19 protein-coding genes are annotated in these 16,915 nt (G+C 73.3%); 8 read left to right on the forward strand and 11 right to left on the reverse strand.

Annotated elements, in window-relative coordinates; translation table 11 throughout:
* Positions 1 to 3: 3 nt before the first annotated feature.
* Positions 4 to 1,488, reverse strand: a complete 1,485-nt coding sequence (locus HS99_RS01110) for an MFS transporter (RefSeq protein ID WP_030288905.1) — start codon at positions 1,486 to 1,488, stop codon at positions 4 to 6.
* A gap of 297 nt (positions 1,489 to 1,785) precedes the next feature.
* Positions 1,786 to 2,259, reverse strand: a complete 474-nt coding sequence (locus HS99_RS01115; RefSeq protein ID WP_046386444.1) for a hypothetical protein — start codon at positions 2,257 to 2,259, stop codon at positions 1,786 to 1,788.
* 350 nt (positions 2,260 to 2,609) lie between these two features.
* On the opposite strand from HS99_RS01115, the gene HS99_RS01120 reads away from it, so the two are divergent.
* From HS99_RS01120 to HS99_RS01135, 4 genes are all read left to right on the forward strand, one after another.
* The gene (locus HS99_RS01120) at positions 2,610 to 3,098 is read left to right on the forward strand and encodes a hypothetical protein (protein ID WP_030555990.1); all 489 of its coding nucleotides are present in this window, start codon (positions 2,610 to 2,612) and stop codon (positions 3,096 to 3,098) included.
* Positions 3,099 to 3,329: 231 nt separating this feature from the next.
* The gene (locus HS99_RS01125; RefSeq protein ID WP_030555992.1) at positions 3,330 to 4,271 is read left to right on the forward strand and encodes a MerR family transcriptional regulator; all 942 of its coding nucleotides are present in this window, start codon (positions 3,330 to 3,332) and stop codon (positions 4,269 to 4,271) included.
* Positions 4,272 to 4,323: 52 nt separating this feature from the next.
* Complete coding sequence (locus HS99_RS01130; RefSeq protein WP_046386443.1) at positions 4,324 to 5,871, forward strand: SDR family oxidoreductase; 1,548 nt, start codon at positions 4,324 to 4,326, stop codon at positions 5,869 to 5,871.
* Positions 5,868 to 7,187, forward strand: a complete 1,320-nt coding sequence (locus HS99_RS01135) for a cryptochrome/photolyase family protein (protein WP_030555996.1) — start codon at positions 5,868 to 5,870, stop codon at positions 7,185 to 7,187. The genes HS99_RS01130 and HS99_RS01135 overlap by 4 nt, the downstream gene beginning before the upstream one ends.
* 114 nt (positions 7,188 to 7,301) lie before the next feature.
* Here the strand turns inward: HS99_RS01135 and HS99_RS01140 are convergent, their stop codons facing one another.
* The 7 genes from HS99_RS01140 to HS99_RS01170 form a co-directional block, all read right to left on the reverse strand.
* Positions 7,302 to 7,754 (reverse strand): protease inhibitor I42 family protein, encoded by a 453-nt coding sequence (locus HS99_RS01140; RefSeq protein ID WP_030288898.1) that lies wholly within the window; start codon positions 7,752 to 7,754, stop codon positions 7,302 to 7,304.
* On the reverse strand, positions 7,751 to 8,155 hold the full coding sequence (locus HS99_RS01145; RefSeq protein WP_223886172.1) for a nucleoside phosphorylase-I family protein: 405 nt from the start codon (positions 8,153 to 8,155) through the stop codon (positions 7,751 to 7,753). The genes HS99_RS01140 and HS99_RS01145 overlap by 4 nt, the downstream gene beginning before the upstream one ends.
* Before the next feature lie 16 nt (positions 8,156 to 8,171).
* Positions 8,172 to 9,767, reverse strand: a complete 1,596-nt coding sequence (locus tag HS99_RS01150; protein ID WP_141763631.1) for a peptidoglycan-binding protein — start codon at positions 9,765 to 9,767, stop codon at positions 8,172 to 8,174.
* Positions 9,764 to 10,093, reverse strand: coding sequence for a type VII secretion target (locus HS99_RS01155; protein WP_030556001.1), 330 nt, complete (start codon positions 10,091 to 10,093; stop codon positions 9,764 to 9,766). Before HS99_RS01155 ends, HS99_RS01150 begins: the two co-directional genes overlap by 4 nt.
* 334 nt (positions 10,094 to 10,427) lie before the next feature.
* Entirely contained in the window at positions 10,428 to 11,954 is a 1,527-nt protein-coding gene (locus tag HS99_RS01160) for an FMN-binding glutamate synthase family protein (protein ID WP_030556003.1), read from the reverse strand.
* 275 nt (positions 11,955 to 12,229) lie between these two features.
* Positions 12,230 to 12,601, reverse strand: a complete 372-nt coding sequence (locus HS99_RS01165; protein WP_030556005.1) for a hypothetical protein — start codon at positions 12,599 to 12,601, stop codon at positions 12,230 to 12,232.
* Positions 12,602 to 12,729: 128 nt separating this feature from the next.
* Complete coding sequence (locus tag HS99_RS01170) at positions 12,730 to 13,227, reverse strand: hypothetical protein (RefSeq protein ID WP_030288888.1); 498 nt, start codon at positions 13,225 to 13,227, stop codon at positions 12,730 to 12,732.
* 249 nt (positions 13,228 to 13,476) lie between these two features.
* Here HS99_RS01170 and HS99_RS01175 point away from each other — a divergent pair, with 249 nt between their 5' ends.
* From HS99_RS01175 to HS99_RS44440, 3 genes are all read left to right on the forward strand, one after another.
* On the forward strand, positions 13,477 to 13,770 hold the full coding sequence (locus HS99_RS01175; protein WP_030288886.1) for a WhiB family transcriptional regulator: 294 nt from the start codon (positions 13,477 to 13,479) through the stop codon (positions 13,768 to 13,770).
* A gap of 137 nt (positions 13,771 to 13,907) precedes the next feature.
* Positions 13,908 to 14,111: a CsbD family protein gene (locus tag HS99_RS01180; protein ID WP_030288884.1), complete on the forward strand. Its 204-nt coding sequence runs from the start codon at positions 13,908 to 13,910 to the stop codon at positions 14,109 to 14,111.
* Positions 14,112 to 14,128: 17 nt separating this feature from the next.
* On the forward strand, positions 14,129 to 14,293 hold the full coding sequence (locus HS99_RS44440; RefSeq protein ID WP_167395845.1) for a hypothetical protein: 165 nt from the start codon (positions 14,129 to 14,131) through the stop codon (positions 14,291 to 14,293).
* 328 nt (positions 14,294 to 14,621) lie between these two features.
* On the opposite strand, the gene HS99_RS01185 is transcribed toward HS99_RS44440, so the two are convergent.
* Entirely contained in the window at positions 14,622 to 15,125 is a 504-nt protein-coding gene (locus tag HS99_RS01185; RefSeq protein ID WP_030288882.1) for a hypothetical protein, read from the reverse strand.
* Between the two features lie 117 nt (positions 15,126 to 15,242).
* Here HS99_RS01185 and HS99_RS01190 point away from each other — a divergent pair, with 117 nt between their 5' ends.
* Entirely contained in the window at positions 15,243 to 16,166 is a 924-nt protein-coding gene (locus HS99_RS01190; RefSeq protein WP_232790743.1) for a hypothetical protein, read from the forward strand.
* A 139-nt stretch (positions 16,167 to 16,305) separates the two neighbouring features.
* Here the strand turns inward: HS99_RS01190 and HS99_RS01195 are convergent, their stop codons facing one another.
* Complete coding sequence (locus HS99_RS01195; protein ID WP_030288878.1) at positions 16,306 to 16,857, reverse strand: hemerythrin domain-containing protein; 552 nt, start codon at positions 16,855 to 16,857, stop codon at positions 16,306 to 16,308.
* Positions 16,858 to 16,915 lie beyond the last annotated feature (58 nt).

Here is a 16,915-nt window from a genome sequence, read left to right on the forward strand (position 1 = left end):
CGCTCAGGCCTCCGTCCGGACCGCGCTCAGCGGCGCAGCCAGCGACTCCAGGCTGCGCCGCTCGGCCTTGACGCCGATGGCGGCCTCGACCAGGCCGGCGACGGTCATGAGGCCGGCGCCGATGCAGAAGGCGAGGGTGGTGTCGGAGACCTTGCCGCTGCTGACCAGGCCGTTGAACAGGAGCGGGCCGCTGATGCCGCCGACCGCCGTGCCGACGGCGTAGAAGAAGGCGATGCACAGGGCGCGGGTCTCCAGCGGGAAGATCTCGCTGACCGTCAGGTAGGCCGAACTGGCGCCCGCCGAGGCCAGGAACAGCACGGCCGTCCAGCAGCCGGTCAGGGTGGCGGCGGAGAGCGAGCCGTGCTGGAAGAGGGCGGCGGTGGCGAAGAGCAGGACGCCGGAGCCGATGTAGGTGCCGGCGATCATCGGTTTGCGGCCGAGCGAGTCGAAGAGGTGGCCGAGCAGCAGCGGGCCGAGGAAGTTGCCGACCGCGATCACCGCGAAGTAGTAGCCGGTGTGGCCCTCGGGCACGGCGAAGTAGGTGGTCAGGATGGTGGCGTAGCCGAAGGTCACCGCGTTGTAGAGGAACGCCTGGCCGACGAACAGCGCGAAGCCCAGCGCGGTGCGGCGCGGATAGCGGGACACCACGGTACGGGCGATGGCGACGAACCCCAGCGGTTCGCGCGCGCGGATCCGGATGGGCGCCTCCTCGACGGGCGGCAGGGGTGCCCCGGTCTGCCGCTCCACCGTCCGCTCCGCCTCCGCCACGATCTGCTCGGCCTCGTCGGCCCGCCCGTGGGTGAACAGCCAGCGGGGACTCTCCGGGACGTGCCGGCGCACCAGCAGGATGACCAGGCCGAGGACGACACCGATGCCGAAGGCGAGCCGCCAGCCCACGGCGGTGGCGAAGAGCGAGGTGTTGAGCAGGGCGATCGACGCGAAGGCGCCGAAGGCGGCGCCGACCCAGAAGCTGCCGTTGATGACCAGGTCGATCCGGCCGCGCACCCGGGCCGGGATCAGCTCGTCGATGGCGGAGTTGATCGCCGCGTACTCGCCGCCGATGCCGAATCCGGTGAAGAAGCGGCAGAGGAAGAAGAACCAGGCCGTCCAGGACAGCGAGGTGACGGCGGTGGCGGCCAGGTACACGGCGAGGGTGAGCATGAAGAGCTTCTTGCGGCCGAGCCGGTCGGTCAGCCAGCCGAAGAACAGCGCACCGCTGCACGCACCCGCCACGTAGACGGCTGCGGCGACGGTGGTCACCTGGGCGGTGCTGATGCTGATGCCGCTGCCGTGCTGGGCGAGGCGCCCCGCCATGTTGCCGACGATCGTCACCTCCAGGCCGTCCAGGATCCAGACGGTGCCCAGTCCGATGACGATCCGCCAGTGCCAGCGTGACCAGGGCAGCCGGTCGAGGCGGGCGGGGACATCGGTGCTGATCACGCCGGGTTCCGCTTCCCGCGTGCTTCCGGGCTTCGCCGGATCGGCCATGGTGGACCTCCTCGTCCTCGGGTCGGTGATCGATGCGCGTCTGCCCGGTTCTGCGGAGCCCAAGCCGGTCGGCGCGCCGTTGGAGCAGGCCGGGGGCGGGTAGGCGCGGGCCTCGAGGCGTCGGTGCCGTGGGCCACCGTCCGTGACCGGGTGGAGGAGGACGAGAATGAACACGACGACGCACGGTGGCGCCGAAGAGGGTGGGGGCGACGCGGCGCGCAGTCTCACCGAGTTCCACCGCGAACCTGGTCCGCCAGGAGCTCCTGAACCGGCCCTGGAACGCTCCGTCCCGGCGGATCAGGCGGCGGTGTCCGCTTCCGCGCCCGGCACCCCGCGGGGCCCGTCCGCCGGTGGGCCGGCGGCGACCGCCCCGAGATGGACCAGGAGAGCGCGCAGCCGACGCGAGGCCTCTTCGGCGTCGGCCAGTTCGCCGGGGGTCGGCACGGTGGTGCCGAAGGACCGCCGCGGGTCCGCGGGCAGGGACCGCCAGTGCAGGACGGGCGCGAGGACGGTGCTCGCCCGCGCGAGCAACCACGCCAACTGTCCGTGGGTGCGGGCGATGCCGATGGCGAGGACGGCCAGGACCTCGCGGAGGTGCTCCAGGCGGTCGAGGACCGGCAGCCGCTCCTGGGCGGGCGCGGCGCCGACCGAATCCGCGATGCCCTCGGCGGCGCGTCCGGCAAGCACCACGTCCTGCGCTGTGAACTCCCATATACCATCGAGGAGTTGGAGTTCTACCTCGGCGGCGAGCCGCTCAACTCGCGTGCACATCAGGGAACACGGGCCGGATGCCGGGGCGGGTGGATTCGGGTGCGAGGTCATGCGGTCCCTTCCGGTGGAGAACAGCGCTCTGGGACACGGCAACGGGGACGCAGTGTTGCTCCAGCCTGGGGGGCCGCGGCGCCCGCCCGCAGCGACCGGGACGAAAAACCCGGCCCCGGGCAGTCAGCTGAGCGAAACCAGCCGCCCCGCCCGGGTGTGAAGCCGCCCGTTCTGCGGAAGCCACCCGTACGGAAACCGGCGCATGGACGGCCCCGATCCGGTAAGACGCCGGGGCGGCGGCCGACCGACCGTCGCGCAGGAGCGGTCCGCACCGGACGGCCGGGCGGGAAGGAGACATCATGACCGTGCGCACCCGCGCGCTGGAGGGCCTCGCCGCCGGAGCGGTCGGCACCACCGCGCTCAACGCCGTCACCTACCTCGACATGGCCGTCCGCGGCAGGGCCGCCAGCGAGGCCCCGCAGGAGGCTGTCGAGACCCTGGCCGACCGGGCGGGAGTGTCCGTTCCGGGCGACCACGACGAACGCGACAACCGGATCGCGGGCCTGGGCCCGCTGCTCGGACTGGGCACCGGACTGGCCGTGGGCCTGGGCATCGGCGTCCTGACCGCCGCGGTCAAGGCCCCCGCCGGCAGGGCCGGCGCCTGCATCGTCGCCCTCGGCGCCGCGGCGGCGGCACTGGCCGCCTCCGACGCCCCGATGGCCGCGCTCGGCATCAGCGACCCCAGGGAATGGGAGCCCGCCGACTGGGCCGCCGACATCGTCCCGCACCTCGCCTACGGCGCCGCCACTGCCGCCGTCCTGCTCACCCTCCGCCGCGCCCGGCGCTGACCTGCCCCGCGTTCGGTGCGGCGAAGACGCGACAACGCTGCAAGAACGATGCGCAAACGATGCGACTCGCGACACCGCCCGCCGCTGCGTGAGAGTCGGACCGTGCAGGCAATCACCGAGCGGTCGCCCGTCCAACGGCCGGCCCCCAGGCCCCTCGCCCCCGGCGGACCGCTTCCCGCCGCGCGCGCGTCGGCCGACCGCGCCCCGGCGACCCGTCGTAGGCTCACCGGCGTGACCGCCCCGCCCGCTCCCGCCCCGGCCGGACTGACCACCGGAGCCCTCGGCCGGCGGCTCGGCGTCTCGCCCACCACCATCCGGTCCTGGGAGCGCCGTTACGGCATCGGCCCCGCCCACCGCGACCCCGGGCGGCACCGGCGGTGGGAGCCGGCCGACGTGGCCGTCCTGGAGGAGATGTGCCGGCTCATGGCGCGGGGAGTCACGCCCGCCGAAGCCGCGCGCGTCGCCCTGGCGGGCGCCGGATCCACCCTCCCGACGGTTCGGACCGGAACGGCCTCCGGCGGCAACACCCTGCGCGTGGGCACCGTACGGCCCGAGTGCCGGGGTCTGGCCCGTGCCGCCGTACGGCTCGACGCCCCCGAGATGGCCCTCATCCTGCGCCGAAACGTCGACGAACTCGGCCCGGTCACCGCCTGGACGGAGGTGATGACCCCCGCGCTGCGGGCGGTCGGGCGCAAGTGGGCCACCGAGGGCGAACGCTACGTCGAGGTGGAGCACCTGCTGTCCTGGCACGTCTCGGCCGCCCTGCGCCGGGCCGCCGAGCAGGTGCGGCCGCAGACCGGCCCGGCCGCGTTGCTCGCCGGCATGCCGACGGAACTGCACAGCCTGGCGCTGGAGGCGCTCGCCGCCGCCCTGACCGAGCGCGGGCTCCCGTTCCGGATGTTCGGCGCGGCTCTGCCGCCCGACGCCCTGCTCGAAGCCGTCCGCCGGACGGGCCCGCCCGCGGTGCTGCTCTGGTCGCAGGCCACCAGGACCGCCGACCGGGCGCTGGTCGAGCGGGTCGTCAGCACCGCCTGGGGCCCGCAGGGCGCGCGCACCCGACCGGTGGTGCTGGTCGCCGGACCGGGCTGGGCCGGCTCCCGCCGCCCGCCCGGCACCCTGCGCCCCCGGGACCTCACCACCGCGCTCCACCTGCTGGAGGGGCTGCTGCGCTGATCCGCCGCAGGGCAGGCCCTCGGCACCCGACCCCCGGAAGGAGCGGAACACCGTGGACGAGCGAACCCGGACCGGAAAACTCTGCCTGGTCACCGGCGCCACCGGCTACATCGGAGGACGGCTGGTCCCCGAACTGCTCTCCGCCGGGCACCGGGTGCGCTGCCTGGTGCGGGACCAGCGCCGGCTGCGCGACCAGCCGTGGCGCGGCCGGGTGACGGCCGCCACCGGCGACGTCACCCGGCCCGAGACCCTGGACGGCGCCTTCGACGGCGTCGACGTCGCCTACTACCTGGTGCACTCCCTCGGCACCGGGCCGGACTTCGAGGACACCGACCGCCGCGCCGCCCGGGCCTTCGCCCGCGCGGCAGCCCGGGCCGGGGTCCGCCGGATCGTCTACCTCAGCGGGCTGCTGCCCACCGGGGTGCCCGAGGCCGAGCTCTCGCCGCACCTGCGCTCGCGCGCCGAGGTCGGCCGGGTCCTGCGCTCCGCCGGCGTACCGACCGCCGAACTGCGGGCCGCCGTCATCATCGGCTCCGGCTCCGCCTCCTTCGAGATGCTCCGCTACCTGACCGAACGCCTGCCCGCCATGGTCACCCCGCGCTGGGTCAACACCCGGATCCAGCCGATCGCCGTCCGTGACGTGCTCCGCTACCTGGTCGCCGCCGCCTCGCTGCCGCCGGAGGTCGACCGGGCCTTCGACATCGGCGGACCGGACGTGCTGACCTATCGGCTGATGATGCAGCGCTACGCGAAGGTGGCCGACCTGCCCCGGCGGCTGATCGTGCCGGTGCCCGTCCTGACCCCGGCGCTGTCCAGCTACTGGGTCGCCCTGGTCACCCCGGTGCCCGGTCCGCTCGCCCGCCCGCTGGTGGAATCGCTGCGGCACGAGGTGGTCTGCGGCGAGCACGACATCGCCCACTGGATCCCGGACCCGCCGCAGGGACTGACCGGCTTCGACCGCGCCGTCGAACTCGCCCTGCGCCGCATCCGCGAAGCCAGGGTCACCACCCGCTGGTCCTCCGCCTCACTCCCCGGCGCCCCCAGCGACCCGCTGCCCACCGACCCGGACTGGGCGGGCGGCAGCCTCTACCAGGACCTACGGGAACGGCGGGTGGCGGCGGACCCGGCCGCCGTGTGGCGGGTCGTCGAGGGCGTCGGCGGTGAGAACGGCTGGTACTCCCTGCCGTTCGCCTGGGCGCTGCGCGGCACTCTCGACCGGCTGGCCGGCGGCGTCGGGCTGCGCCGCGGCCGACGCGACCGGGACCACCTCCGGGTCGGCGACGCCCTCGACTTCTGGCGGGTGGAGGAGATCGAGCCCGGGCGGCTGCTGCGGCTGCGGGCCGAGATGCGCCTGCCGGGCCTGGCCTGGCTGGAACTGAGGGTCGCCCCCGACGGCGCCGGCGGGACGTGCTACCGCCAGCGCGCGCTGTTCCACCCGCACGGACTGGCCGGCCACGCCTACTGGTGGTCGGTGGCGCCGTTCCACTCCCTGGTGTTCGGTGCGATGGCGCGCAACATCACGGAACGCGCCCGAGCGGCCGCCGTGCCCCGCAGCACCCTGAACACCCCGACCGCATCCGCTCCGAGGGCCCATCCATGACCGTCTCGATCGCCCTGTTCACCCAGGACCTGCGCCTGCACGACAACCCCGTGCTGCACGCCGCCCGCGACGCCGCCGACCAGGTGGTGCCGCTGTTCGTCCTCGACCCCTCCGTGGAGGCGGCCGGCTTCGCGGCCCCGAACCGGATGGCCTTCCTGGCCGACTGCCTCGTCGACCTGGACGCCGGGCTGCGCGGCGCCGGCTCGCGCCTGATCGTGCGCCGCGGCGCGACCGCCGAGCAGACGGCCCGGGTCGCCGCCGAGACCGGCGCCGCCACCGTGCACGTCGCGGCCGGCGTCAGCGCCTTCGCCCGTCGGCGCGAGGCGGCGCTGCTCGCCCTGTTCGGCGGACGGCTGCACGTCCACGACGCCTCCGTGACGGTGGTCCCCGCCGGGCGGATCGCCCCGGCGGGCCGCGACCACTACGCGGTCTTCACGCCGTACCACCGGGTCTGGCAACAGGCGCCCCACCGCACGGTGCTGGGCGCGCCCCGGGTGATCCGCACGCCGGACGGCATCGGCAGCGAGAGCCTCGTGGCCACGGGCCCGCTCTCCCCGGCCCTGCCCCGCGGTGGGGAGAGCGCGGCCCGGGAGCGCTGGCGGCGCTGGGACCTCGACGGGTACGCCGAGGGGCACGACGACCTGGCCGGCGACTCGACCTCCCGGCTCTCCCCCTACCTGCACTTCGGCTGCCTGTCACCCACCGAGCTGGTGGCCCGCGCCCTCCGGCACGGCGGCGCCGGGGCGGAGGCCTTCGTCCGGCAGCTGGCCTGGCGCGACTTCCACCACCAGGTCCTCGCCGCCCGCCCCGACGCCGCCCACCGCGACTACCGCACCAGGAACGACCCCTGGCACCACGACGAGCGCGAGGCCGAGGCCTGGCGGCAGGGCCGCACCGGCTACCCGATCGTCGACGCCGGGATGCGCCAGCTCGCCCACGAGGGCTGGATGCACAACCGCGCCCGCCTGCTGACGGCGAGCTTCCTCGCCAAGTCCCTCTACCTGGACTGGCGGATCGGCGCCGCCCACTTCCTCACCCTGCTGGTCGACGGCGACATCGCGAACAACCAGCTCAACTGGCAATGGGTCGCCGGCACCGGCACCGACACCCGCCCCAACCGGGTCCTCAACCCGCTGCGCCAGGCCGAGCGCTACGACCCCGACGGGAACTACGTGCGCCGCTGGCTGCCGGAACTCGCCCACCTGCCCGGGCGCGCCGTCCACCGCCCCTGGCCGCTCGCCCCCGACTACCCGGACCCGCTCATCGACCCCGACACCCTCTCGGCCCGCCTGCGCCGGGCCCGCGGCCTGGACTGAGGACACCCGCCGCACCGCGGCCGGTGCCGCCCCGTCGCTCTGCGGGGGCGCTGCGTCCGGCCGTACGCGGCGGAGGCGGCGGCAGTCGGCTTCACTCCGTGGCGGCCCCGATGTTCAGCGCACCTCGACGGTGTAGTGCCGCTCGCCCTGGTCAGAGCCGCCCGCGCCGCCGGTGTGGTTGGGGTTGCGCAGGGTGATGGTCGCCCGGCCGGGGTTGGGGCCGGCCCGGAAGACGAAGTAGTAGCGGCCGCCGGAGCCGGCCGAACCGGTGGCGCCGACCAGGTCCTTGAGGCCGAAGTTCTTGACGTACTCGTCGCCCACGGTCTGGACGGCCGTCGGGTCGGGAACCGGCTCGGCCACGCTCCAGACCTGGCCGGTCACCCGGTGGGCGCTGACCTCGACGGAGAACAACTCGCCCGGTTTCACGGCCAGTTCACCGGAGTCTGCGGTGAACACCGCGCCGTGGTCGAGCTTGCCGGTGGTCATCCGGTGGACCACCACCGCCCCCACCACGCCCGCGACGGCCAGCAGCGCGAACGCTCCGACCAGGATCCGACGCCAGTTCACGCGCTCGCCTCCCGGTGGGCGACCCGCAGTGCCAGCACGGCGGCGACCGCGTCGAGCCAGCGGGCGACCAGGAGGTCCCCGGTGGCGTCCCCGACGACCGTCGCGGCCGCCTCCAGCCAGCCGCGCGCCACCGCCGCAGCCGGGCCGGGCAGCGGCTCGGGCAGGCCGGCCGCGAAGCGGGTGCCGCCGGAGCGGACCACCTCGCCGAGGAAGACCACGGCGCGCGGCATGACGCCGAGCCGGTCGACGGTGATCGCGGCGGCCACCGCGCCGTCGCCGAACAGCGTCGAGCGGTGCGGCCCAGCGGCGGGCAGGCCGAAGCGCAGCAGGACCTCGACGTCCAGCTCGGCCAGGCGGGCGTCGCTCATCGACTGCGGAGTCGGTCGGGGGGAAGTGCTCACTTGCTCACCTAGAGCCTCACTGGGGCATCTGGACGTGGTCGGCGATCGGCATGTTGCCGCCCTGCGCCGCGCCCTCCATGTGGTTGTTGACGAAGTCGTTCTCGCTCACCCAGACGGTGTAGCCCCAGGGATTGTAGATCTCCAGCTGGTCGCCGCGGTGTCCGATGATCATCATCTGGTGGCCGTCCGGACGGAACCAGGTGTCCTCCTTGACCCCGATCGGCACCGGCTTGCCCTGGTCCACCGCCGACTCGACCTGGGCCAGCACGTCCCGGCGCTGCTCCGGGCCCTCCAGGTCGACGGTGTGGTAACCCGCCCCGGTGTGCTTGCCGATCTCGTCGTTGGCGGCGTCCTTGGACTCGCCGTCGCTCATCCCGTCCTGCCACTCGTTCCACCAGTTCTTGGTGTCGTAGACGCGGTCGGCTTCCTTGAGCCAACGGTCGTACGCCGCCTGGCCGTTGTCGTACTTCGGGTCACCGGGGTGCCCGCCGGTGGTGAGCTGCAGCGAGTAGAGCGGGTCGACCATCGCCCGGGCGGTGACGGTCGAGGCGGCCACGCAGGTCGGCTTGTCGCCCTGGTTCCACGCCACGCCCTGGTAGGCGGTGTCCGACTGGTTGGTGGAGGCGGAGTCGATCTGCACCGGTGAGAGGCGCTGGGCCAGCCAGGCCGGGTCGTCGCCGTGCCCGTGGATCTGGTCGTCGAAGGCCTTGACCTCGTCGTAACTGTGCCCGGCGGCCAGCGCCTTCATCAGGTAGGCGCGCTCCTCGGGGGACTTGCTGCCGGCCAGCAGCTGGTCGAAGCGGGCCCGGTCGGCGTCGCTCATCTTGTCCATGAACTGGCCGGCCCGGGTCACGTCGTTGGCCGTGAGGATGGTGCCGAACTGGTCGCTGCCGGCGACCTCCGCGTCCGCGACGACCAGCTTGTCGGCGGCGCCCAGGCCCTTGTTCTTGAAGCGGGCGGCCAGCGCCTTGTCCGCCAGCGCGTGCAGCTCCCGGGCGGCGGCCCGGCCGGCCTCCTCGGCCTTCACCGCGGCGTCGTAGACCGACTTGATGCCCTCCTTCGCCTTGGCGTGGGCGCTGTGCATCTTGTCGTCGTCCCAGTGGACCAGGTCCGGCCCGTCGCTGAAGGTGATGTCGTGCAGCAGCTTCAGCGCCTCGCTCAGCGGCGCGTGGCCCTGCCCGTGCAGGGACTGCGCCTCGCTGAGCGCGGAGGCCAGCGCCTTGAGCTGGTCCCGGCCCTTGCCCAGGATCTCGTGGCAGCGCCCGAGGTCGTCGGCGGACGCCTTGACCACCTCGGCGGCCTTCTCCCCGACCTGCCCGGTCCAGGCGTCGGGCAGGTGCTGGGCACCCACTCGCGCCACCTTCATCTGGACCGTGTCCAGTTGGGAGACGGCGGTGTTGTACGCGGCGGCGAGCTCGCCGAGCTTGCCCGGGTCGCCCTTGGGCGCGGGCAGCTGGAGGGCGTCGTGCACCGCGTACTTGAGGTCGCCGGCGCCCCACATGCCGTGGGACTCGTCGATGGTCTTCTTCAGCCCCTCGACCTTCTCCCGCTGGGAGCGCTGGTCGACACCGAGCGGGTTGAGCGGGTCCATGCCGTGGTCGGGCACCGTCACGCCCCCTGGTGCTGGTACTGCTGGCCAACGCCGTGGTCAGTGTTGGTGTAGTTGGCCGCGGTGGTGTGCACCTTGCCGCCGAGGTCGTTCAGGGCGTCCACGTTCACGCCCAGTTCGTCCTGCCAGGCCTGCCAGAACGCCTTGGCCGCGTCGCTCGCGCCGTACTCGCCGAACGTGTCCTCACCGGACATGCCGAGCTTGCCCAGTGCGTCCTTCACCGAGCCCACGTCCGTGCTCGCGGCTATCAGCTGATCACCCGCGTCCCCGAGCTTTTCCGGGTGCGCGCTGAACCCCACCCCGACCCCGCCGTTGTCGCCGCCGCTCACGTGTCTCCCCCCGATGTCCCGGTCGCCCCCTCCGTGGGGCGGCGGTCAGTCTAGGGGCAGTTCTGCCGCCCGCTCCGGCCCTGAGCACCGGTTTCGACAGGTGCTCGCACAACCCGCCCGATCTGCGCGGAACGATCACACGACGCGACCAGAGCCGCCTCGGGCGACGTTCGCCCCGTCCGCTCCGCGTGTTCCGTCGGTACCGTCCGCCGTGGTCGGGGACCGCCTGTGCCCGTATTCCTCCGCACGGCAGGCGGCTCGCGGCGCGACTGACGTGGGATTCCGTCCCCCCGGGGCCGGCGGCGCGCCGGTCCCCGAGGGGTTCCACCTGGGCTCAGGCGGCCGGGCCGGGGGTGAGGAGGGCGGTGATCTCCTTGGCGAGCCGGGGGCCGAGTTCGCCCCAGCCCTCCTTGTAGCCGTAGACGCCGGCGAGGGTGCGGGCCTCGTAGTCGCCGTTCATGATCTCGATGTCGTTGGCGGTGATGAGGCCCGGGTGGGCGACGCCGACGGCGGAGGAGACCTTGAGGAGTTCCTTGCGGAGGGTGCGGAGGTAGACGGCGGCGCGGGTGGACTTGGAGGCCGGGTCGAGGCCGCGGGCCAGCCAGGGGTTCTGGGTGGCGATGCCGGTGGGGCACTTGTCCGTGTGGCACTTCTGGGCCTGGATGCAGCCGATCGACAGCATGGCCTCGCGGGCCACGTTGATCATGTCGACGCCCAGGGCGAAGGCGACCGCGGCGTTCTCGGGCAGGCCGAGCTTGCCGGACCCGATGAAGGTCAGGTCGTCGGTCAGCCCGCGCTCGGCGAAGGTGCCGTAGACCCGGGAGAAGCCCATCCGGAAGGGAAGTGACACCGAGTCGGCGAACATCCGGGGCGCCGCGCCGGTGCCGCCCTCGCCGCCGTCGATCGTCACGAAGTCGACGCCCCGGTCGCGGCGTTCCATCAGCGCGGCCAGTTCCTGCCAGAATCCCATGTCGCCGACCGCGCTCTTGACGCCGACCGGCAGACCGGTCTCGGTGGCGAGCAGTTCGACGAAGTCGAGCATCGAGTCGACGTCGCCGAAGGCGGTGTGCCGCGACGGGGAGGCGCAGTCCTGGCCGACCGGGATGCCGCGGATGGCGGCGATCTCCGGGGTGACCTTCGCCCCCGGCAGCATTCCGCCGAGCCCGGGCTTGGCGCCCTGGGAGAGCTTGATCTCGATCGCCCTGACCGGCGCGCCGGCGACGACCTCCTTGAGCTTGTCGAGGTTGAAGCTGCCGTCCTCGTTGCGGCAGCCGAAGTACGCGGTGCCGAGTTGGAGGACGAGGTCGCCGCCCTGGCGGTGGTGCGGGGAGAGGCCGCCCTCGCCGGTGTTGTGCATGGCGCCGGCCTCCGCCGCGCCCTTGTTGAGCGCCGTGATGGCCGCGCCGGAGAGCGAGCCGAAGCTCATCGCGGAGATGTTCACCACGCTCGCCGGCCGGAACGCCTCGGCGCGCCCGCGCGGCCCGCCCAGGACCTTGGCGGAGGGCAGCGGGGCCTGCGGGTCGTGGATGTCGGGCAGGGCGCCGGCGAAGGTGCGCTGCTTGACGTAGGCGTGCCCCTGGACGTGCTCGACGTCGACCTCGGTGCCGAACCCGAAGTAGTTGTTCTCCTCCTTGGCCGATGCGTAGATCCAGGTGCGCTGGTCGCGGCTGAAGGGGCGCTCCTCCTCGTTGGAGGTGACGATGTACTGCCGCAGTTCCGGCCCGATCGTCTCCAGCAGGTAGCGGGCGTGTCCGAGCACCGGGAAGTTCCGGAGCAGCGCGTGCTTCTTCTGGACGAGGTCGCGGGCAGCCAGAAGCGCCACCGCTGTCGCGGCGGCCGCGCCGATCTTCCGGGCTTGCATGGAGGTTCCTCCTCGGTGGGCGACCCCATCGCCGTCGGCGGAGTCGTCGTGTCGTGCGTCGGGTGGTGCAGGACGTTGAGCAGCGGGCACCCGGCCGGTCGGGCTTCGGGTCCGTCGGAGAACGCGCACTGATCGTAAGAGGCCCCCCTGACCGCTCTGCGGTCAGGGGGGCCTGCGGGGGACGCCGGGGAAGGGCTCCGCGGGAGGACGCCTACGTGGCCACCGCCCGCACCGGTTGCTGGGCGTGCCGAGCCACCGCGGCCTCCGTTCGCCGGTCAGAGTCGTTCTTCCAGCCGGATCGCGTCCTTCAGCCGCTGGTGCGCCTCGCCCGGCTCGCCCTCCTGCTGCTCCAGCAACGCGGAGGCGATCGCGTCGAGCTTGCGCTGGACGGCGTGCTCGGCCCGGCGTTCCGAGTTCTTCAGCAGGGCCAGCAGGAGCAGGGTCACCGCTGCCATCGCGTCTCCGACCAGCAGTTGCACCGCCAGGGACTCACCGGCCACGTGTACGGCGACGAACGCGGCGACCAGTGCCAGACAGAACGCGGCGAAGAGGGGGGAACTGGTCAGGTTCGACGCCAGTTCGGCCGTCTGCTCGAACCGGCCGCGGCGCCCGTCGTCACGCTTCCGAGCCGGATGCCGAAGTGTCATGATCGTCTCCCGCCGGTTCACCAGCCGGGTCGGGCCGAGCCGACGCGGCCGGAGCTGGACCGTTGTCGCGGAGCGTCTGCCCGGCCGGTGGGAGCGCACACCGCTCGGGAGGACCGGGTCGCCGTTGCTCAGTCGGCTCTCGCGCCTTCGGTCACCGCGTGCACGGCTTCCGCGTGCACGGCTGTCGCGTCCTCGGCTGGCGCGTGCGCGGCCTTCGTTCCTCCGTCTCCCGCACCTCGCGGCTCCGGCGAGTCACCGAGCAGGGGGATCGGCGAGGGCGCCCCCAGCCCCAGGGCCCTTTCGAGCTCCTCGATCCGGTCGGCCACCGTGGGCGCCGGCATCGCGGGAGTTTGCGACACAGCGGGCCGGCAGAGCACCAGCCCGGCCACGACCCGCCTGAGTACCAGGGCCGGTATGGCGACGACCCAGCACAGCCCCGACATCAGGGCCACCGCCTCGGCCTGTGCCCGCTCCTGCTGCTCGAACCGCTCCTGGACCCACTCGGTGGGCCCTCCTCCTCTGCTGGCGACGAATCCGGCCCGTGATCGCGCGAAGACCGTTCGAGCGGTCAGCCCGGCGACGACTCCGTACGCTGTGAGCGTGACGAGGAACAGCCACGGCACCACCGGTCACCTCCTCCATCCCCAGTCCGTGTCGTTGACGTGTCTGCCCGCCTGCCCGGAACGGGCCGGTTGCTAACAAAAAGGGCACCGCCGTGGTCGCCGATCACGGTAGTCGGCGTGCGCCACCGCGGTGCGTGCGCGCAGTCGGGCACCGTGGTCGGGCTTGACGGGCACGGGCGTGAATGGGATCCCGGAATCCGGCTACACGGATCAGCGACATGTTTCCGGCCGATCGAAGGAAGGTCGCTTCTGATGGCGGACATATCGCGTTTGCCCGGAGCTTACGACCACTACTGGGAGTGGCAGTTGGAGGCTGCCTGCCGCCGGGTGGAGAACAGCCTCTTCTTCCATCCCGCCGGTGAGCGGGGCGCCGCGCACAAGGCTCGGGAGGAAGCGGCGAAGGCGGTCTGCGCCAGGTGTCCGGTCCAAATGGAGTGCCGGCGCCACGCGCTCGAAACGCGCGAACCGTACGGGGTGTGGGGCGGGTTGAGCGAGGAGGAGCGGTCTCTGCTGCTCAGTCCTGCCCACCGTCGGTCGGCGGCCTGACCGTGGGCCCCGGAGCGGGCCGCCGGCGTCGGGTTCGGCGCGGGTGGTGATCGATTCCGGGGTATGAAAAGTTAGATTTGGGGCAAATGCGACGCATCGGCGGCGTGGTGCCACTGATTCGACGATCGGAGGATCCGATGGGTGACCTGTCGAACAAGGCCCAGGAGCTGGCCGGCAAGGTGAAGGAGAAGGCCGGCGACCTGACGGGCAACGAGAGGCTCAAGGGTGAGGGCCGGGCCGACCGGGGTGGGGCGAAGGTCAAGCAGGCCGCGGCCGACGTCAGGGACGCCATGACCGGCGTCGCCGACCGGGTCAAGGGCGCTCTGAAGCGCGACGACTGACGAGCGAGGAGATCGCCATGGCGCTGTTCCTGTTCATTCTGCTGGTCGCCGTTGTGTTCGGGTTCGTCGGCGTGCTCGTGAAGGGCCTGCTGTGGCTGCTCGTCATCGGCGTCGTGCTCTTCATCGCCAGCCTGGTCCTCGCCGGCATGCGCCTGGGTCGCCGCCGGGGAACGCGCAGATAGCGAGACGGGACGGCCTGCCGGACGGGAGGTCCGGCAGGCCGTCGACGTGCTCCCACCTCATCGCCTTGGCCCGGCCGGTGCGACAGCCGGGCCAAGGCGATGAGGTGCTCGTGTCGTTCCTGGCGAGGGCCGCCCGGCCGCCGGGTGTGGTCGTCACGGTGGCCGGGCTCTGAGCGGCGGAGGGACCGGTGCGGACGGAGGCCCGAGGGGAGGAGCCTCCGCCCGCACCGCGTTCTGCCCCACCCGGTCTTCTTGTCACCCGAAACGGGGCCGCCAAACGGGCTGATCGGACCAGAGAAGGCGAACGAATCGAGCGGGCGGGCGGGCGCTACCCCGCGCTCCCGGCCGTGAGCCGGCGGTGGGTTCTCCGGACGAGCTCGTGCCAGAACGGCGCGGCCGACAGGTAACCGCCGAGAGCGGCGAGCACGCCGAACGAGACGTCGACGCTCACCCGGCCCTGCTTCGCCCAGTAGACGTCCTGCAGGTCCAGCAGCAGTGCGAACTCGTCGGTGATCAGGGCCGCGCCCGCGCCGTAGACGGCGGCCACCGCCGGGTGGCCGACCGCCGGTTCGTCTCCGCGGACGGCCACCAGGCCGACCCCGGCCAGCGCCGCGATGCCGATGTTGTAGTGGTGCAGGTGCTTCCCGCCGGCCGAGACGTTGCCCCAGGGCAGCCAGCCGCCCCTGATCCCGTGGGTGATGAAGCGCACCGTGCCGAAGGTGGTGCCGAACGCCGCCCACATCACCATCAGTGACCGCTTGGTCGGCGTCAGGTGCTGGTCCGCCGCCCGCCGCCAGTCCTCCGCGAGCCGTGCGATTGCCGCTGTTGCCATGCCGCCGACCTCCGACCACCGTCCGGTCCCCATGGCCGACGCTAACCGAAGTACCGGCCGCCCACCCGGCGGGCCGTCCCAGGCGTGCCGCCCGGACAGCCGGGTACCCGCACAGCCATGGCAGTCTTTCGCAGACCGGGCGGCCGCTCCGGGCGACCGCGGCCTTCGGAGCGCGGAACTCCGGGGACGAGCCCCAGCGCACCCGGAACCCCGAACTCCGATCACGCTCCTGTTCCCCTTCCCGAGGTCGACGGTGCCGTCCCGGACCCGGGCCTGGCCCAAAGCATCGCCGAGCTGGTCGAGCGGGCCGAGCGGCCCGGCGGGGCCTGGCCGGCCGCCGAGCAGCACGTCGAGCGTGGCCGCGCCCGGGCACTGACGGCGAAGGTGGCGCGGCTGCTGAGCAGCGGCGGCCGTGGCGCGGTCCTCGGCGGCAAGGCCCTGACCGAGCAGCTGATGCGCGCAGCCCCGCGGATCCCGATCCGCGACCTCGCCACCCTGCGCGCCCAGCATCCCGGCGTCGACGACCCCGAACGCCTGGCCGACCTGCTGGCCGCCGGCGCCACCCGGGCCTCCGGTGCGCTCGGCGCGGGCGTCGGGGCGATGGCGATGCTGCCCGTGCCGCCGGCCATGCTGGTGGAGATCGCGGCCGAGACGCTCGCCGTGGCGGCCGTGGAGATCAAGCTGATCGCCGAGCTGCACGAGGTCTACGGTGTCCCGGTACGGGGCAGCGGCCCCCAGCGGACCGCGGCCTACCTGGCCGCCTGGGCCAACCGCCGGGGGATCGACGCCAACCTGCTGATCCGCCCGGCGGGCCTGGCGGCGCTCGCCCTCGGGTCGGAGGTGCGCCAGCAGGTGCGCCGCCGGCTCACCCGCAGCTGGATGCGCCGACTGCCGTCGATGGCCCCGCTGTTCCTCGGCGCGGGCATCGGCGCGACGGTCAACCGGCGCGACACCCGGCGGGTGGCCGAGCAGGTCCGCGGCGACCTGCGCGGGCGCCTGCCGGCGGACAGGGGCTACTGGACCGCAGCCGGCCGGGGCTGACCGCCGGGCACCCCGCAACCGGCTCCGGGCTTCAGGCACCGGGCGCCTGGCTCCCGGCGTCCGGCGACGGGCTACGAAACGCAGTCGTGGGCCGGCCCGCCGCGAAGAACGGCGGGCCGGCCCACGACGATCTCCGGTGTCACGAGGACTTGCCGCGCCCGGTGGCGAGGTCGCGGACGCGGTCGACCAGACCGGTGCCGGCCGCGAGCAGCTTGTTGTCGGGCGCGTTCGGGTGGGGACGGGTGGGTGCGAGCTTCTTCGCCCGCCGGACCCGCTCACCGAGTTCGTTCAGCTGCTCGGGCGAGCAGACCTCGGCCAGGGCGGGGAACAGGTTCTGCTCCTCGTCCCGGATGTGCGCCGAGACCTCGGAGATGATCCGGTCGACCAGGACGCCGAAGCGGGCGTCGCCGCAGTCCACGCCCTCGATCTCCTTGAGGAGCTTCTCGACGGTCGCGTGGTCGGCGATCTCCTTGTCCGCGAGATCCCCACCGCCGGGCACGTGCTCGCGCACCGCCGGGTACAGGTACTGCTCCTCGGCCACCGAGTGGCGCACCAGCTCGATGGTGAAGTCGTCCGCCACCTCGCGGCGCCGCTCGTCGCCCGCGGGCAGCGCCTGGATCCGGGCGAACATCTCCTCCACCTCCCGGTGGTCCGTCATCAGCTCGTGGATCACGTTGCCGCCGTGGCCCATGTCTTCGCTCCTTCTCGTCGTGATGGCGTGATGGTGAGTGCAAGGCTCGGGGTCCGCC

Source organism: Kitasatospora aureofaciens, from assembly GCF_001188955.3.
GTDB lineage: Bacteria > Actinomycetota > Actinomycetes > Streptomycetales > Streptomycetaceae > Kitasatospora > Kitasatospora aureofaciens.

Coding starts and splice junctions, on each gene's coding strand:
- HS99_RS44440 (WP_167395845.1), top strand. CDS start 14,129: ATGGCGCTGTTCCTGTTCATTCTGCTGGTCGCCGTTGTGTTCGGGTTC.
- HS99_RS01110 (WP_030288905.1), bottom strand. CDS start 1,488: ATGGCCGATCCGGCGAAGCCCGGAAGCACGCGGGAAGCGGAACCCGGC.
- HS99_RS01195 (WP_030288878.1), bottom strand. CDS start 16,857: ATGGGCCACGGCGGCAACGTGATCCACGAGCTGATGACGGACCACCGG.
- HS99_RS01120 (WP_030555990.1), top strand. CDS start 2,610: ATGACCGTGCGCACCCGCGCGCTGGAGGGCCTCGCCGCCGGAGCGGTC.
- HS99_RS01115 (WP_046386444.1), bottom strand. CDS start 2,259: ATGTGCACGCGAGTTGAGCGGCTCGCCGCCGAGGTAGAACTCCAACTC.
- HS99_RS01175 (WP_030288886.1), top strand. CDS start 13,477: ATGGCGGACATATCGCGTTTGCCCGGAGCTTACGACCACTACTGGGAG.
- HS99_RS01180 (WP_030288884.1), top strand. CDS start 13,908: ATGGGTGACCTGTCGAACAAGGCCCAGGAGCTGGCCGGCAAGGTGAAG.
- HS99_RS01160 (WP_030556003.1), bottom strand. CDS start 11,954: ATGCAAGCCCGGAAGATCGGCGCGGCCGCCGCGACAGCGGTGGCGCTT.
- HS99_RS01135 (WP_030555996.1), top strand. CDS start 5,868: ATGACCGTCTCGATCGCCCTGTTCACCCAGGACCTGCGCCTGCACGAC.
- HS99_RS01165 (WP_030556005.1), bottom strand. CDS start 12,601: ATGACACTTCGGCATCCGGCTCGGAAGCGTGACGACGGGCGCCGCGGC.
- HS99_RS01185 (WP_030288882.1), bottom strand. CDS start 15,125: ATGGCAACAGCGGCAATCGCACGGCTCGCGGAGGACTGGCGGCGGGCG.
- HS99_RS01190 (WP_232790743.1), top strand. CDS start 15,243: ATGGCAGTCTTTCGCAGACCGGGCGGCCGCTCCGGGCGACCGCGGCCT.